Origin of the sequence: Nocardiopsis alba, assembly GCF_000710955.1 — a bacterium.
Classification (GTDB): domain Bacteria; phylum Actinomycetota; class Actinomycetes; order Streptosporangiales; family Streptosporangiaceae; genus Nocardiopsis; species Nocardiopsis alba.
In genome coordinates this window covers 457,130-473,266 of the sequence record NZ_BAZE01000002.1, presented here as the reverse complement: position 1 = coordinate 473,266, position 16,137 = coordinate 457,130, and the positions used below count along the sequence as shown (strand labels likewise).

10 protein-coding genes and 2 CRISPR repeat arrays are annotated in these 16,137 nt (G+C 69.3%); of the genes, 6 read left to right on the top strand and 4 right to left on the bottom strand.

The window, feature by feature from the left end; all coding sequences use genetic code 11:
- Positions 1–19 precede the first annotated feature (19 nt).
- Together casA and TR33_RS05525 are read right to left on the bottom strand one after the other, a co-directional pair.
- Entirely contained in the window at positions 20–1,597 is a 1,578-nt protein-coding gene (casA, locus tag TR33_RS05530) for a type I-E CRISPR-associated protein Cse1/CasA (protein ID WP_042281970.1), read from the bottom strand.
- Positions 1,598–1,644: 47 nt separating this feature from the next.
- Positions 1,645–4,401, bottom strand: a complete 2,757-nt coding sequence (locus tag TR33_RS05525; RefSeq protein ID WP_042281855.1) for a CRISPR-associated helicase/endonuclease Cas3 — start codon at positions 4,399–4,401, stop codon at positions 1,645–1,647.
- A gap of 165 nt (positions 4,402–4,566) precedes the next feature.
- A CRISPR array of direct repeats spans positions 4,567–5,887; the repeat unit is 29 nt; unit sequence GTGAGCCCCACGCACGTGGGGATGGACCG.
- Between the two features lie 199 nt (positions 5,888–6,086).
- Between TR33_RS05525 and TR33_RS05520 the strand changes: the two genes are divergently transcribed.
- The 3 genes from TR33_RS05520 to TR33_RS05510 all read left to right on the top strand — a co-directional run bounded on the left by TR33_RS05520 (position 6,087) and on the right by TR33_RS05510 (position 9,862).
- Positions 6,087–7,049, top strand: coding sequence for a phosphotransferase family protein (locus TR33_RS05520; RefSeq protein ID WP_234305756.1), 963 nt, complete (start codon positions 6,087–6,089; stop codon positions 7,047–7,049).
- A 255-nt stretch (positions 7,050–7,304) separates the two neighbouring features.
- The gene (locus tag TR33_RS05515; RefSeq protein ID WP_042281851.1) at positions 7,305–8,258 is read left to right on the top strand and encodes a GNAT family N-acetyltransferase; all 954 of its coding nucleotides are present in this window, start codon (positions 7,305–7,307) and stop codon (positions 8,256–8,258) included.
- 287 nt (positions 8,259–8,545) lie between these two features.
- The gene (locus TR33_RS05510) at positions 8,546–9,862 is read left to right on the top strand and encodes a phytase (protein WP_042281848.1); all 1,317 of its coding nucleotides are present in this window, start codon (positions 8,546–8,548) and stop codon (positions 9,860–9,862) included.
- Between the two features lie 616 nt (positions 9,863–10,478).
- Here TR33_RS05510 and TR33_RS05505 read toward each other — a convergent pair.
- Positions 10,479–11,435, bottom strand: coding sequence for a phosphotransferase (locus TR33_RS05505; RefSeq protein WP_052358102.1), 957 nt, complete (start codon positions 11,433–11,435; stop codon positions 10,479–10,481).
- Positions 11,436–11,691: 256 nt separating this feature from the next.
- Between TR33_RS05505 and TR33_RS05500 the strand changes: the two genes are divergently transcribed.
- On the top strand, positions 11,692–12,024 hold the full coding sequence (locus TR33_RS05500; protein WP_042281846.1) for a hypothetical protein: 333 nt from the start codon (positions 11,692–11,694) through the stop codon (positions 12,022–12,024).
- A 117-nt stretch (positions 12,025–12,141) separates the two neighbouring features.
- Here TR33_RS05500 and TR33_RS05495 read toward each other — a convergent pair whose 3' ends face one another.
- Complete coding sequence (locus tag TR33_RS05495) at positions 12,142–13,038, bottom strand: helix-turn-helix transcriptional regulator (protein WP_042281844.1); 897 nt, start codon at positions 13,036–13,038, stop codon at positions 12,142–12,144.
- Positions 13,039–13,175: 137 nt separating this feature from the next.
- On the opposite strand from TR33_RS05495, the gene TR33_RS05490 reads away from it, so the two are divergent.
- The gene (locus TR33_RS05490; RefSeq protein ID WP_042281841.1) at positions 13,176–14,411 is read left to right on the top strand and encodes an MFS transporter; all 1,236 of its coding nucleotides are present in this window, start codon (positions 13,176–13,178) and stop codon (positions 14,409–14,411) included.
- A 65-nt stretch (positions 14,412–14,476) separates the two neighbouring features.
- Positions 14,477–15,520 (top strand): zinc-dependent alcohol dehydrogenase family protein, encoded by a 1,044-nt coding sequence (locus tag TR33_RS05485; RefSeq protein ID WP_042281839.1) that lies wholly within the window; start codon positions 14,477–14,479, stop codon positions 15,518–15,520.
- A 255-nt stretch (positions 15,521–15,775) separates the two neighbouring features.
- A CRISPR array of direct repeats spans positions 15,776–16,108; the repeat unit is 29 nt; unit sequence GTGAGCCCCACGCACGTGGGGATGGACCG.
- Positions 16,109–16,137: the final 29 nt, after the last annotated feature.

Sequence of the window (16,137 nt, the reverse complement as noted above, 5' to 3'; positions counted from 1 at the left end):
TTTTTCGTCTTCGCCTCGTTCATGTGTCGTCTCCTCGGTCGGTACGGCGGGCGGGTCGCCGTAGGAACAGTGATCGCCGGTGCCGTTCCACGACGGCGGCCACGCGGGGGCGAGAGCAGTAGGGGTCGGTCACCTCGTCGTAGGCGGCCAGCGCCAGACGGGAGAAGTCGATACCGGGGCCCTTGGAATCGGTGTCCATGGCGATCCGCCAGAACTCCGTCTCGGCCTCCGCCCAGTAGCGGGACAGGCCGCGCCGCAGCCAGGGGCCGGTCCCGGTATCGGTACGACCGGAGCCACCGGAAGGGCTGTTGCCCTCCTTCCAAGCGTCGGTCAGAGCGCTCTTGAGGCGCGATCCCAGGGACTCGGCCGAACGACGGGTGAGCCGGATTCGGGCGCGTGCCGCGACGGCCTCCTCGGAGGTGTCGGCGGAGTCCTCCAGCCAGCGCAGGACCGCCGGGGTGGTGGCGGTGAACCACTGGCGATCGCGGGTCTGCCCGTCCTGGTCGAAGCCGAAGGCCCGCAGCCGCAGAGCCCGGTACAGGTCGTCGGGAAGGTGGGTCCTGGAGGTGAGGTGGCCGAGCAGCTCGGGGCGGAACCGCTCCGGGGTGTCCTCCGACAGCAGCGAGTCCAGATCGCGCCAGACCGCGCGCGTGGCGTCGGCCGGACGGGCGTACCGCTGCCCCTTCTTGCTCAGCAGATGGATGAGGTAGGGGTCGGTGGGCGGGACCGGGCGGTCCCGCCGGGCCCAGGTGACATAGGCGTCGACGACCTTGTCGCCCCCCGGATCGGCGACCAGCAGAACCGCGTGCGAGGCCTGGTTCAGCAGGGTCCCGGCCAGACCGGTGGACTCCCGAGGCGTCCCCAACGGGTCGGGCAGGGTGTCCCGCTCCCAGGGGGCGGCTTCGACATCGCCGACCTCGTCCTCGTTGTCACCGTCGAAGGGGATGTTCACGATCAGGCTCTCGAACAGCGTCCGCCCCAACGGGTGGAAGGACACCGTCCCGCGCAGAGGACCGGCGGTGCTGTTGGCCTCGGAACGACCATCGACCGTGCGCGAGGTACAGCGCCCGGAGGGGCCGTAGCCGAGGGTGGCCAACAGATGCCAGGCGGCCTCGTCGGGAGGAAGGGGCACCGGGTCCAGGTCGTGGTGGTGGCCGCCCAACCACACCTGGTTCTGCCCGGCGGTACGGCCCCAGGCCAGTTTGTTGACCCCCGAGGACTTGGCGCACTGCTCAAGCAGGCGAGGGTCCTGAGACCAGGGACGCTCGGGGTGGAAAAGATCGAAACGGTCCGAGAAGGAGGCGAAGTAGGCCTCCACACGGTCGCGGTCGAACGCACCCGCGTCCAAGACCCGGCGACGCGTTCGGTACCAGTCGCCGATATCGGCGGCGACGTCCAGCCCGGTGACACGGGCGGCCAACAGCGTCAGCACCCGCCACAGCTGCGAGGAGGCCGGAGGGAGCGGCAGCTCGATGTCGGAGAACTCGTGGGCGCGGCACAACAGTTCACGGAGCCCGACCGCGGGCGCGGGTGTGCCGTCGGCCGCGCGTACCGGTAGCCAGGGTCGTTCGGTCAGGTCGTATGAGGGAGAGGTCACCGTCGCTCCGTGGAGGGTCGGCCGGACGAGAGGGTCCGGGGCAAGGGTCAAGCGCGTTCTTCGAGTCCGTTGTCGGGATGCAGGTACAGGCGTCTGTCTCCGAGGAGGGCCTCACCGGTCGTGCCGTCGCCGACCGGGTGGACCAGGAGCACCAGATCGTGCAGGTGGAAGTTGCGCTCCCACCCCTCCGGCACCCGGTTGCCCTCGGCCAGGGGCGGCCGCGTGTTCCGGTCGGCGCGCAGGGGGATGGTGCGCGAGATGACCGCGCGCAGGTCGTCCCCGGACATCCGTCCCTCGGAGTCGGTCGCGGGAAGACGACGGGTCAGCCCCTCGTCCAGCCACAGATCGCCGCGCGCGTCGCGGTAACAGCACAGGACCCGCACCGAGTCGGCGCCGAACCGGGTGGCCAGGAAGTGCTCGCCGATCTCGAAGTCGGCCGTGGTGAACGGGGACAGATCTCCGTAGATCCCTCCACTGGCGGGGATGACCGCGTTGCGCCCGTGCGTGCGCAGAGCCAACTCCTCGCCCATCCGCTCGATGTCCGCGGTGACGTCCTCGATGAGGGTCGGGTCGTCGTAGAGGCCGTCCACCAGGGACTGGATGTCCTCCGGGATCCTCACGTGCGCGCCGTCCCTACGGGCCAGCAGCGTGTGCGTGCGCATCAGCAGGGACGGGGTGTAGACGTACTGCCAGGAACGAGGAAGGTGCCCCTTGCTCTGCTGCTCCTGAGGCACCAGCATCGCCATACGCGGCTCCGTCGCCCAGTTCGGACGAGTGATGATCTCCATGCGCTCGTGTCGCCAGCAGCGACCCGCACGCTGGAGCAACAGGCCGACAGGGGCCAGATCGGTGACGAGCAGATCCAGGTCGAGGTCCAGGGACTGCTCGATGACCTGAGTGGCGACGACGACGGCCCGCACGGGACGATCGCCCTTCCGCGCGCCCTCTTTGCCCAACCTCCGCGTGAGCTCCGAGGTGATGCTGCTCCGCTGATCCTGGGGGAAGCGCGCGTGCAGCAGGAACAGCTCCGGCGGGTCCTCCAACTCGGCGAACCACGCGGCCAACAGATCCCGGGTCTGCTGGGCCTCGGCGACGGTCGTACAGATGACCGCGGCGCAACCGCCCTCCGTGACCAAGGGCGACAACAGGCCACGCAGGGCCCGCTCCCGGTCGGGACGTCGATCCTTGACGGGGATGGGAACCAGATCGACCTTCAGCGGGTTCCGCTTCGTGGTCTCGAACGGTTCGGGGTTGGTGGTGACCTCACCACTGTCGGGGTGGACGTGCAACCAACCGGGGTAGTGGATCTTCTCCACGAACGGCGGCGCGGACTTCTTCACCCTGCCCTTGGAGCCGGTGACGTAGGCCTTCACCAACGAGTTCGCCACCGAGTGGTGCAGAGTGGCGGACAACAGCACGACCGGGACCCGGTAGACGCCGAGCCAGTGCAGCAGACGCTCCAGCAGGATCTGCATGTACGGGTCCGTGGCGTGCACCTCGTCCACGATCACGACCTTCCCCGCCAGACCGAACATGCGGACCGCGTTGTGCCGCGAGGGCAGCACCGCCATGAGGGCCTGGTCGATGGTGCCGGTCGCCCAAGAGGCCAGCAGGCCCCTCTTGGCCTTCATGAGCCAGCTCGTGGGGGCGAGATCGTCGGCGCGCGCCAACTCCTGGTCCGTGGGCGCGTAGTCGGGGTTCAGCCAGGCCATGGAATGCAGGAGCGTCAGGGGAGACCCGACCTCGGAACGGCGATTCGCGTACTCCTTCAACCGGCCGTACATCTGGTCCGCCGTGGCCATGGTCGGCAGAGCGAGGAAACGACCATCGTGTCCGGTCGCCTCACCCAACAGGTCCGCGACGTGCAGGGCGGCCTCGGTCTTGCCCTCGCCCGGGGGAGCGGTGATCAGCACCAGGCCTCCCTCGGAGCACAGCCCGGGAAGATGGTGGGCGAGCGAACTCTGGAGGCCGTTGGGGGTGAACCCCGGAAAGGACTCGGCGAACGAGGCCGGAGCGACGGTGAGAGGGCTCAGCCCGGCCTCCCGCACCAGGTCGACGATCTTGCCGGTGGAGGCTCGAAAGTGCGCCAGGAGTGCGGCGCGCCCACCATCGGCGGGAGGTGTCCGGAGCCGGTCGAGCAGAAAGTGCTCCTGGCTGACCAGCCAGTCGGCGAGGATGACCAGCCCACAGATCAACGGGGCGACCGGGGCCTGGAACCGGACCGGGGGCTTCGGGGCGCCGGCCGCCTCATGGACGATCCGGGTCGAACGCTCGCGCTGCTCCTGCCAGACATCGCTCTCGAACCGAGGCGTCGTGTACTCGTCGAGGGCCTCCGGATAGATCCCGTGGTGCCCGCCCAGGAGTTGGGCCACCAGGTGCGCGGTGTACCCGCCCTCGTCCTCATAGCCGAGAGTCTCGAGCGCGGTGACCAGCCACTGGTGGGTGACGGAGGCGTGGCCGGCCCGGTCCCCGGGATGCGGGTAGGCGGGGTAGGCCGACAGGTCGAGGTCGATCTGCTCCTGGAACTCACGGATGAGCTTGCCGATGTCGTGACATCCCGCCCAGAAGGCCACCAGCGCGCGAGCGTGGTTCTCGTCCGTGCCCAGGCCCGCCGCGATCCGGCGCTTCAGACCGGCGGAGAGCACGACGTCCCACAGCACGAGGGCGGCGGCGGTGGCGTCGAGGGCATGGAGGGCGTAGGGGTAGCGGTGGCCGCGGAGGTGACGTTCTTTGGCCCAGAGACCGAGGTCGATGCGTGAGTGATCATCGCCAGGGTCTGGGGGAGTGGGGGGAGCGGATGACATTTCGGGGGTGCTCCAGGGGGTATGAGAGCATCGGATGAGGCCAAGCTAGCGTTCCGGTGGGACGGTCTGTGTCGGTTTTGCGAGAGGTGGCCGGGAGCGGCCATTTCTTAACCGGCCGGTAGGTATCACAGGGATAACGGCGCGCGTTATCGCAGGTCGTTAAGCGTGAGCCCCACGCACGTGGGGATGGACCGAGCTTCTTCGGACTCGGCTCCACCCACGACATGTGAGCCCCACGCACGTGGGGATGGACCGCTCGTCGCCCGGTTCCCCAGGGGCCAGAAGCTGTGAGCCCCACGCACGTGGGGATGGACCGCCGAACTGGTCCTGGACGCCATCGAGGAGGACGTGAGCCCCACGCACGTGGGGATGGACCGTTCTTGTGGCATCTGGCGCTTCGAGCGAAGACGTGAGCCCCACGCACGTGGGGATGGACCGCTGCGGGACCTGCAGCGGGCGGTGGCGATCGAGTGAGCCCCACGCACGTGGGGATGGACCGGGATGGACACCACCCTCGCGCTTCCCGAGGACGTGAGCCCCACGCACGTGGGGATGGACCGAGCACTACGACGATGCTGTGCGCGGCGACCATGTGAGCCCCACGCACGTGGGGATGGACCGTAGACGCCCTAGGTTGCCCCACATGGTGATCTGTGAGCCCCACGCACGTGGGGATGGACCGGATGTCATCGCCAAGGCGAAGCGCATCCGATCGTGAGCCCCACGCACGTGGGGATGGACCGTCCGCGAAACCAACCGGCCCGCCGATGATCTCGTGAGCCCCACGCACGTGGGGATGGACCGAACACCGAGGGGCCATCGACGGGGTAGGTCTCGTGAGCCCCACGCACGTGGGGATGGACCGGTCGAGCATGCTGTGCCTTTCCGCAGGTAGAAGTGAGCCCCACGCACGTGGGGATGGACCGATCAGGACGGCGTCGACCAGGAGGCCGATCAGGTGAGCCCCACGCACGTGGGGATGGACCGACGGTCGAACAGGCCTCCGCCCCCACCGGCACGTGAGCCCCACGCACGTGGGGATGGACCGGCCGCCTGGACACGCGACTCCAGGAACGAGTCGTGAGCCCCACGCACGTGGGGATGGACCGTGCCGCACCTGGGCGCGGTAGGGGGAGAGGGTGTGAGCCCCACGCACGTGGGGATGGACCGACGTGCTCCGGGAGGGGGTTCGAGAACGTGCGGTGAGCCCCACGCACGTGGGGATGGACCGGTGAGGACGCCGTCAAGCTGGCCTGCGCGATCGTGAGCCCCACGCACGTGGGGATGGACCGATTCAGGCGCTGCTCAAGAGCGGCGAGATGGTGGAGAGCACGAGTGAGCCCCACGCACGTGGGGATGGACCGGCACGGGAGGACTCGGCCGCCACGTGGAGGCCGTGAGCCCCACGCATGTGGGGATGGACCGGCAGCGTCCAGGCTGGTGTCACCTCCTGCGGCGTGAGCCTCACGCACGTGGGGATGGACCGGAGGGCTGGCTGAACATGGCCCGGCTCCTGGCGTGAGCCCTACGTACGTGGGGAGGAGAACGCCAAGCCCCGGATGGCCTCGCAGGTGCGGCACGACCGGCTCGCCGACAGGATCGACGGCCGGCCGTGGAGTGGCCGAGCGGGTCGTGCTCTCACCACCGGATCAGCGCCCGAGCGACCGTGGGAGGATGCTCGCGTGATGCCAGAGCCCAGCGCGACCTCCCATCCGCTCGACCAGCATCGCGACCCCTCCGAGGCCGCCTTCGTTCGGGGCCTGGCCGCCGAGGTGGCGGCCCGCTACGGCGGTGAACTCACGCGGATGCGGCGAGCGAACGGGTACTCGAACGCGACGTGGGTCGGCGACGGCATCGCCGTGCGGATCGCGCATACACCCGTCGGCATGGCTCGCGAGGCCGCGCTCGTGCGTGCTCTGCCACGAGAGGTCGCACATCCGGAGATCCTCGGGGAGGGCGTTACCGAGGGCCACGGCTGGATCGTGACCGCGGAGGTGCACGGCCGGAACCTGTACGAGGCATGGCCGACGCTGACACCTGTGGAGCAACGACAGGCGATCCATCAGCTATGGGCTCGGGCTCAGATCGTGCATGACGCGAGCCCGTCCCTCAAGACACATGTCGCGACGCACGGGGGTTTCGTACCGGCGACACTCGGCGACGCCACGGCATCGGCCGGACGCGCCGGAGCCGCGCTCGGACTGTCCGACGCACGGCAGTCGCGACTCCACGAGATCATCGAGGGCTACTTTCGGGCCGCGCCCATGGTCGAGCAGGTCGTCGACCACGGCGACCTGGCCCTGATGAACGCACTTTGGGACGGTGAGGTCGTCGCTCTGCTGGACTTCGAGTTCGCCGTGCTCGGTCCGGTCGAGATCGACCTCTGCCGGCTGGTGTACGAGGCCTGCGTGTCCGTGGAAGGCGAATACGTCGATTCGGAGGCGGGCGCCGCCGCGGTGGAGATCGCCGCTCGTCACATGGATCCGATCCATGGTCGCGCGCTCATCCGTGGCGCCGCGGTGCTCGACCAGCTCCGCGACCTCGACATCTGGCTCACCCAAGGCGGAGGCGAGGACTGGAATCCAGGGCGCCTGCTCACCGACCTGATCGACGACGAGGGCGGCTATCTCGCTCCCCTGCTCGGCTGACCGGCTCCTGCGCGATGCGAGGGCATGACCGCGTCTTATCGACGGGTGCCCGACACCGGCCGCTTCGTCACCTCTTTCTCGAAGGCGCGGGTGCACCCTCTGCAGATACGTATCAGGTGAGCCCCACGCAGGTGGGGATGGATCGCGCGGCTCCTCCGTCCTCGACGGCTACGCCGAACACCTCGACGCACTGGGTCGGTGAGGGGCCGGAAAACCCGTGGATAAGCCTGCGGTTTCCTGACACTGTGAGGCGCCATGACGACTTCGGAGTTTCTGACCGCCGCCGACGTGGAACTCATGCAGGACCTGGCCCAGCGCATCACCGCCACTCGCCCGGAGCTGGTGAACAGCGACGCCTCGTTCGGCGAGCTGGCCTGGAACTGGGGTCGTGCGCACGCTGCTCAGGGTTCCTCATGGCGCCGCCGCCTCTGGTTCTCCGGCGGGGAACTCGTGGCGTGGGGCTGGGTCAAGCTGCCGTGCAGCGTCCGGCTCAGCGACGGGTCGGTCGCGAACGCCACCGGCGCCTACCTGGCCTACCAGGTCCATCCCGACCACGCCGAGCTGGTCGACGAGGTGATCGACTGGTACGACGCCACCGCTGAGGGCCTGGAACGCACCGTGCTTCCGGGGGACCCCGACAGGTTCGCCCTGGAACGGTGGGCGGCGCACGGGTACGCGCCCGACCCGGACGGGCTCGGGGACACCGGCTCCTGGACCCAGCTCAACCAACGCGACCTCACCGACGTGGAATCTCCGAAGCTCCCGGACGGGTACCGGTTCCGCACCGCCGACGAGGCCGGGGACGAGGCCGCGGTCCAGGCCCACCTGAACGCCTGGGGTCCCCGGGCGTACACGGTCGAGGCCTACCGGGACCTTCGGGAGACGACGGGGTACCGCGGTGACCTGCACGTGCTGGTGGAGGCGTCGGACGGGGAGATGGCGGCCTCGACCATCATGTGGCTGGACGAGGTGAACCGGACCGTCGAGTTCGAGCCGATGGGGACTCATCCCGACCACCGGCGCAGGGGCCTGGCGCGGGCGCTGCTCCTGCACGGGATGCTGCTGGCGCGGGAGGCGGGGGCCGTGCACGCGACGGTGGCCTGCCTGGGGGCACCAGGCCACCCGGCGGCCCGCGAGCTGTACTACGGCGCCGGGTTCCGCGAGCTGTGCCGGGACGTTCCCCTCATCAAGGACGCCTCGGCGGGCTGACGGAAGGAATCGAGGGTGAGGGCCGGGTCGAGGGCGCAGGGAGGGCGCCAGGCATCGGCCCCGGGCTGCCGGGCCCATCCTCGACAAGGTCGGTACGGGCCCGGAGAGATGGTGCGGATTCGGGCCCGATGCTCGCGCTCCAGCGGGCGAGCACAGAGGTCGGGTCGGCCCGGAGGTCGTTACCAGGGGGAACAGACTGGTCGCACACTGTTCATGAGAGCGTCCCGTCTCCTTCGTCGGCCGCCCCGTACCATCTCGGCGTCCAACTCCCCCTACCGAGGAGTACCGTGAACGCCTCCGTCCCGACCACACTGGCCGCCCTCCTCGCGGCGACCGGTTCCTTCGTCCAGCCCCCGGTACCCGTCACCGCGAGCGTCGAGACACCTCCGGTGTACGACGACGAGGCGGGAGGCAACGCCGACGCCGACGACCCGGCAGTCTGGATCGACCCTGACGACCCCGGACGCAGCATCGTCATCGGAACCCTGAAGAAGGCCGGACTCGACGTCTACGGGCTCGACGGCGAGCGCATCCAGCACATCCCGGCGCCCGAGGCCCCCGACGAGGAGGCGGCCCCCGGCCGGTTCAACAACGTCGACGTCCTCTACGGGTTCGAGCTGGACGGCGAGAAGACGGACCTGGCGATCGTCAGCGACCGAGGGCGCGACCGGATCCGCGCCTTCGCCATCGACCCCGACGCCGTCGCGGAGGGCAGGCCGCCGCTCAGTGACGTGACCGCGCCCGACGTTCAGCCGGTCTTCGCCGCGGACGAAGCCGAGGTGGACGACCAGCGAACCTCCTACGGGCTGACCACCTACAGGCATGGCGACGATGCCTTCGTGGTGGTGTCCCAGCGCGAAGAGACCCGACTGCGGCTCCTGGAGCTGAAGGACGAGGGCGGGCTGGTCGGATACAAGACCGAGGACACGCTCGAACTCCCCGACACCTTCACCCTGCCCGACGGCACCGAGTGGACGCCCTGCGCCGACCCCGGCGAGCGTCCCCAGGTCGAGGGCATGGCCGTCGACGAGGAGGAGCACGTCCTCTATGCCGGTCAGGAGACCGTGGGGCTGTGGCGCATCGACCTCGACAAGGACGAGTTCGCCGACGCGGAGCTGATCGACCGTGTTCGTGAATACGGGACGCCGTGGACGTATGACGAGACCGCGGACGAGGAGTGCGTCCTCGACACGGAGAACGCCCCCGGGTTCGGCGGTGAGAACATCTCCGCCGACGCCGAGGGTGTGACCCTCTACCACGCGGGTGATGGCGCCGGATACGTGCTCGTCTCCAGCCAGGGAGACGACACCTTCGCCGTGTACGAGCGCGGCGGTGACAACGACTACGTCGGCTCCTTCGCCATCGTCGATGGTCCCGCCACCGACGGAACCCAGCACTCCGACGGCGCCACCGTGGTCAACGTCCCCCTGGGCGACGCCTTCCCCCAGGGACTGCTGGTCACCCACGACGGTGAGGAGACGCCGGGGAACGGGGACCGGGAGAGCACCAACTTCAAGCTGACGCGGTGGGACGCGGTGGCCAGCGCGTTCCCCGAGCCCTTGGTGATCGACACCGAGTCGTTCGATCCGCGTGGCGTGAACTGATCTCGGAGGGGTGCGGGGCGGTGCGAGGAGTGGTCGCGGTCGGGCGGGTGGCGGGTGGCGGGTGGTGAACGGGTCTTGCGAGGGCCAGGCCTGGCGCTGTCGCCTGTTGTTGGAGCGCGGCCTCTCCTCGGCTGGTGCCGTGTTCGGGATGGTGTTGGAATGGGTGCGGTTTTTCGTGGTTGGTTGTTAGAGGTGGAGCCGGAAATCCGGGGATGTTGTTCTTGGGCGCTTCGGTGTTCGTGAGAGCATGCCGGGGAGTGGAAACGGCGCTGGGCGTTGTCGAAGAGGGATGGTCGAGGCCGGCTGTTCCTTAAGCGGCGAGTAGGTATCGCGGAGATAACGCCTCGCGTTGTCCCAGGTCATTAAGGGCGAGCAGTCCCACGCGCGTGGGGATGGACCGGTCATCGAAAAGGGCAGCCTGGTCCCGGTGGGTGAGCCCCACACACGTGGGGATGGACCGCGGGACGCGATCCGGTCTCCCAGAAGTTCGGGGTGAGCCCCACGTACGTGGGATGGACCGGCGCCGCCCCACGGGGAGGCTGAGGTCATGGGGTGAGCCCCACGTATGTGGGGATGGGCGGCTCAGCGGTTCGTGCTCATGCGCCGTCCGGTGGATTCAACCGCGCCAGGGGTTGTCGGGACGCTGCAAGAGCCGTACGCGGGCGTGCTGGGCGGCGAACCTGGCGGCGCGGGTATGCCGCTGTTTCCACAGAACGGCGAGCCAGCGCAGGGCGCAGGTGCGTTGTGCGGCGAGGAATCGGTGCCTGTCGGTAGCGGTGACGCCGAGATCGGGTAGGAGCGCGATCCAGGTGCTGTCGGGGATCTCGCGAGCGCTGATGTGCTCGATCAGGTCGGCGGCGTCGAAGAAGACACCGCTGTGCCCGCTGTACTCGAAGTCGACGCATGGACTTCTGTCGCCGTCGCGGAGCCAGTTGAGAAGGTTGGAGTCTCCCCGGGAGAACACGGCGGAGGCCGCCTTCTCCCTCACGACTTCGGCGTCGCCGCTGTCGTGCCAGGCCGTGAGCAGGGCGCGCATGTCGCGGGTCAGAGGGTCGTCCTCGTGTTCCGCCAGAAGTCTCGGCCAACCGTCCGTGAGACGCAGCAGGTAGTGGGAGCCGGAGTCGACACGCTCGACGTCGGCGAGCAGACCGGACAAGGGCACGTTCTGCATGCGTCGCGTGGCGCGGGCCAAGCCTCTGATGGCGGTCTCGCGATCGGCGCTCTCCAGGAGCGGCGTTCCCGCGACCAGGCTCATGCCGATCGCGGGGAGGTCGCCGGCATCGTCGAGCCACAGCGGGCGGGGGACGTCGCCGACCCCGTGTTCGGCGAGCAGGGTCAGGTCCGCCCATTCGCGCTCGACGCGTCGACGATGATTCCCCTTGGTGTAGAGCTTGATGCAGACGGGCTCGCCATCGGGACCCTCCCAGGCGTAGACGCTGTTCTGGAGACCTCCGGTCAGCGTGCGCAGGCCATGGTGCTTCAGCACGTCCTTGAGTCGGATCTCGCTTCCGGTGTGGGCATCGCGTAGCTCATTGAGGAGTCCGGTGGGTGGGGCGAAGCGGGTATATCGCACGCGGGGCACTCCGTGAATTCCGATGGTCGGAGAGTAGACGTGGACGGAGCCACGTCGACCGCCGAGTCCGACAGAATAGGGGGTGAGCCTCACGCATGTGGGGATGGTCCCTAGTACTGCCATGTGGCGGCTGTGATGAGAGTACGAGCCCCACGCACGTGGGGATGGGCTACGTTCTCAAGAGTCCGGGGGAGGGGCGAGCACCCGGAACCCCGCCCTTCACCACAGCATCCCCTGCTCCTGAACGGAGAAGCCCGTGCACGACGACCGCTCCGAAGCCACCCTCACCGGCGGACCCGGCGAGCAGTCTTCTCCCTCGCCCTACGCGGAGCAGATGCGTGAACTGGACGACGCGGCGCTGCACGAGATCTGGTTGAACGGCCCCGACGAGCCCCTCGACGAAGAGGACGAGTTCATGGAGGCGGCCTTCCAGGAGATCGAGCGTCGCGACCACCTCGACGAGTGGGCGTCCTACGGCATCGAGAACGGCCTGAGCGACACCGAGGCCGACAGGTTCGCGGAGTTCGTGGAAGCCTGGGATGGCGCGGACCTCGCCGTCGCCCTGACCGAGTTCCGGTCCCAGGCCTGAGCGGCCGGCTACCCGAACACGCCCGAACCCTGCTGCCTCCGCCTCTCGCCCTTGGTCCCGGCGGCCCACACTTCCACCGGCCTCCGACCCCGGAATCGGCGGGAACCCGGGCCCGGGTCAGAGCGCTTCGGAATCCTTCCGAGTCCCCTCTTCCGCCGTCGACGCGCCCCAACTGGCGAGGAGCTTGAGCCGTTCCTCGTGCGGGGTCCCCGGCTCGGCGGTGTAGAGCGACAGGTCGTGTACGGCCCGCGGTGCGGTCGGCAGGTCCAGGGAACGAAAGGTCAACTCCAGATCGCCCACCTGCGGATGATGCATGCGCTTGACGCCGCTGTGGTCGATCCGCACGTCGTGCGAGGCCCACAGGGCGCGGAAGTCCTCGCTGAGGGTGGCCAACTCCCCGATGAGCTCCCGCAACGCCTGGTCGTAGGGTTCGCGTCCGGCCTCGGCTCGCAGCAGCGCCACGGTCATCGCGGCCCCGTCCTCCCAGTCCACGAAGAAGTCCCGGGACGCCGGGTCGAGGAAGTGGTAGCGGGCGAAGTTGGCCCGACCGTGGGCGGACGTCGTCGGGCTGGCGAACATCGGCGCGTGCAGGGTTCGGGCCAGGGCGTTGGTGGCGACCACGTCCAGGCGGCCGTTGCGCACGAACGCCGTCGACATCGTGATGGAGTCCAGCATCCACTGCACGGGCGGGGCGAGGGCCACTTCGCGCCGTCGGGTCGCCTTGCGGTGGGCCGGCCGCGCGGCGCGGGCCAGGTCGAACAGGTGGGTGCGTTCCTCGTCGTCCAGACGGAGCGCCCGGGCGACCGCGTCGAGTACCTCTTCGGACACGCCCGCGATGTGGCCCTTCTCCAACCGGGTGTACCACTCGATGCTCACACCGGCCAGGACCGCTACCTCCTCGCGGCGCAGACCGGGGACCCGGCGGCGGGTGCCGGGCGGAAGCCCGACCTGTTCCGGTGACAACTTGGCACGTCGGCTGGCGAGAAAGCCCTTGATGTCCGCGCGATTGTCCATGTCGTCCACGATAGGCACAGGTGGGCGCCTTAAGGGGGTCGAGATCGTACCCCCCATCAACTCGGCCTTCTCCCTGACGGCCGTGGCCGGTGGAGTGGAGGTGACAGCGAAGGCATCACCACGACACGAGGTCCACCATGCACGACGAAGCCACTCGGGTTCCCCTGAAGGGCCGTTCGTCCCGTCTCCCCTTCGTCGTCTACGCCCTGGCGCTGGGGACGTTCCTGATGCTCACGACGGAGTTCGTCGTGGCCGGGATCCTGCCCGGCATCGCAGCCGACCTTCAGGTGAGCGTCGCCCGCGCGGGAACGCTCATCACGGTCTTCGCGATCGGCATGATCGTGGGCGCGCCGCTCATGGCGATGCTGACCCTGCGCATGCCCCGGCGGGTGACGCTCATGCTCGCCCTGGGCGTGTTCGCCGTCGGACACGTGATCGTCGCCGTCGGCTCCGACTTCGGGGTGCTGCTCCCCGCGCGTTTCCTCACCGCTCTGGCCACCGGCGCGTTCTGGGCCGTGGCCGCGGTGGTCGCCACCCGCGTCGCGGGTCCCGGGATGGCCTCGCGCGCCGTCGGCGTCGTCAACGCCGGTGGGATGCTCGCGACCGTCCTGGGCGTTCCGCTCGGCGCGCTCCTCGGCCAGTTCGTCGGTTGGCGCGGCACCTTCTGGGCGCTGGCGATCCTCGCGGTCGTCGCGATCCCCATGATCGCCCGGCACGTTCCCCGCGGTGGCGCCGACCACGGGTCGGTGTCGATCCGCTCGGAACTGGCCGCCCTGAACTCCGGCAGGCTGTGGCTGGCCTTGGCGACCTGCGCCGCCACCACCGGCGGTGTCCTGGCCGCCTACTCCTACATCACCCCGCTGCTCACCGAGCGCACGGGTATCCCCGCGAACCTGGTTCCCCTGGTGCTCGCCGGTTTCGGTGTCGGCTCATTGGTCGGCTCCCTTCTGGGCGGCCGTATCGGTGACAGTCGCCCGCACACGGCCACGATCGTCGCTCCACTGGCGACCGCCCTGATCCTGACGGCGCTCGCCCTTGTCGCCGGCGTGTCGATCCCGACGACGATCCTCCTCATCCTGCTCGGCCTGTTCGGTCTGGGCGCGAACCCGGTGCTGATCTCGCTGGCCGTCCGCTACGCCGCGCACGCGCCCACGCTCGGCTCCTCGCTCAGCGTCGCCGCCTTCAACCTCGGCACCGCGATCGCCTCCTGGATCGGCGGCATCGCCCTCGGCACCGGGCTGGGCACCACGGGCCCCGTCCTCGTCGGGGCGGTCATCGCCGCCCTGACGCTGATCCCCGCGACCGCGCTGGCCCTGATCCAGCGCCGCCGTGCCGCGGAGACGAGCCCCGAGTCGGTCAACGCCCTGACCTGACCAGCCACACGTCCGCCGGAGACGGCGGTCCACGACGACGAACGACATCGAAAGAGAAAGCCACCATGCGCGCAACACTCATGTACCGAGCCGGAGACGTTCGCGTCGAGAACGTTCCCGACTCCCGGATCGAGAACCCCACCGACGCCCTGGTCCGCATCACCGCGTCCTGTATCTGCGGGAGCGACCTGCACCCCTACCACTCCATGACCACCGACGAAGGCCCCGCCCGGATGGGGCACGAACTGATCGGCGTCGTAGAGGAGGTCGGAACGGAGGTGGCCACGCTCAAGAGAGGCGACCTGGTCGTCTCGCCGTTCGCCATCTCCGACAACGCGTGCGAATACTGCCGAGAGAACCTCCAGACCTCCTGCTCTCACCACGAGGCCGGTTTCTGGGACGGTCTTCAGAACGAGGGCGGCCAGGCCGAGGCGGTTCGAGTGCCGTTGGCCGACGGCACCCTGGTCAAGCTGCCGGTCGCGCCCGACTCGGCGCTCATCCCCTCGTTGCTGACGTTGGCCGACGTGCTGGGCACCGGCTACCACGCGGCCAAGGCCGCGGGCGTGCTCCCCGGCCAGGACGTCACCGTGATCGGGGACGGGGCGGTGGGCCTGATGGCCGTGCTCTCGGCCAAGCGACTGGGGGCCGAACGGATCGTCCTCATGGGCCGGCACACCGACCGGACCGATCTGGGACGCGAGTTCGGAGCGACCGACGTCGTCGCCGAACGCGGAGAGGAGGGCATCGCCCGCGTTCGAGACCTCACCGGAGGGCAGGGGACGCACGCCGTCCTCGAAGCCGTCGGACACATGCCCGCCTACGAGCAGGCCGTGGGCGTCGTTCGCCCCGGCGGTGTGATCAGCCGGGTGGGTGTGCCGCAGTACGAGGAGGCCCCGATCGGCTTCGCGAGCCTGTTCCGGCACAACATCCGCTTGGCCGGCGGGCCCGCTCCAGTGCGCGCCTACATCGAGGAGCTCCTGCCCGACATCCTCAACGGGACCATCGAGCCGGGGAAGGTCTTCGACACCACCACAGACCTGGACGGCGTGCCCGCCGGTTACCGGGACATGGACGAGCGCAAGAGCCTGAAGGTCCTCATCAAGCCCTGAGGTGTGTTCGCCCGGTCCGCTCGCCGTGCCGGTGGGTGGGCCGGGTGGGAGCCAGGAGGATGTGGAGGGTGGGGGAGTGGTCCTTGCGTCGGTGTGCTCGGGTTCTCCTACGGGCTCTGATGTTCGTGAGAACATGGCGAGAGGTGGAATCGGCGCCACGCAGGGTTCCGCGATGGGTCGCGGAGGCCGATGGTTTCTTAACCGGCCGGTAGGTCTCGCTGAGATAACGCCCTGTGTTATCGCAGGTCATTAAGCGTGAGCCCCACGCACGTGGGGATGGACCGGCGATCACGTGGCGCAGGATGCGTGCGTTAGGTGAGCCCCACGCACGTGGGGATGGACCGCCGGCGGCGACCCAGCCGATGAAGAACCCTCCGTGAGCCCCACGCACGTGGGGATGGACCGCCGGCGGCGACCCAGCCGATGAAGAACCCTCCGTGAGCCCCACGCACGTGGGGATGGACCGGCCGCGGCGCGCGCACTCTCCGGCGCCGGATAGTGAGCCCCACGCACGTGGGGATGGACCGTCTCCGAGGCGGCGGCCGGCGTCCTTGGTGGCGTGAGCCCCACGCACGTGGGGATGGACCGAACCCCGGCCCGAAACTGTCCGCCTACGC

Bases quoted from the DNA above. Each gene is read 5' to 3' on its own strand.
- TR33_RS05495 (WP_042281844.1), bottom strand. From the start codon at position 13,038: ATGGACAATCGCGCGGACATCAAGGGCTTTCTCGCCAGCCGACGTGCC.
- TR33_RS05485 (WP_042281839.1), top strand. From the start codon at position 14,477: ATGCGCGCAACACTCATGTACCGAGCCGGAGACGTTCGCGTCGAGAAC.
- TR33_RS05490 (WP_042281841.1), top strand. From the start codon at position 13,176: ATGCACGACGAAGCCACTCGGGTTCCCCTGAAGGGCCGTTCGTCCCGT.
- TR33_RS05525 (WP_042281855.1), bottom strand. From the start codon at position 4,401: ATGTCATCCGCTCCCCCCACTCCCCCAGACCCTGGCGATGATCACTCA.
- TR33_RS05520 (WP_234305756.1), top strand. From the start codon at position 6,087: ATGCCAGAGCCCAGCGCGACCTCCCATCCGCTCGACCAGCATCGCGAC.
- TR33_RS05515 (WP_042281851.1), top strand. From the start codon at position 7,305: ATGACGACTTCGGAGTTTCTGACCGCCGCCGACGTGGAACTCATGCAG.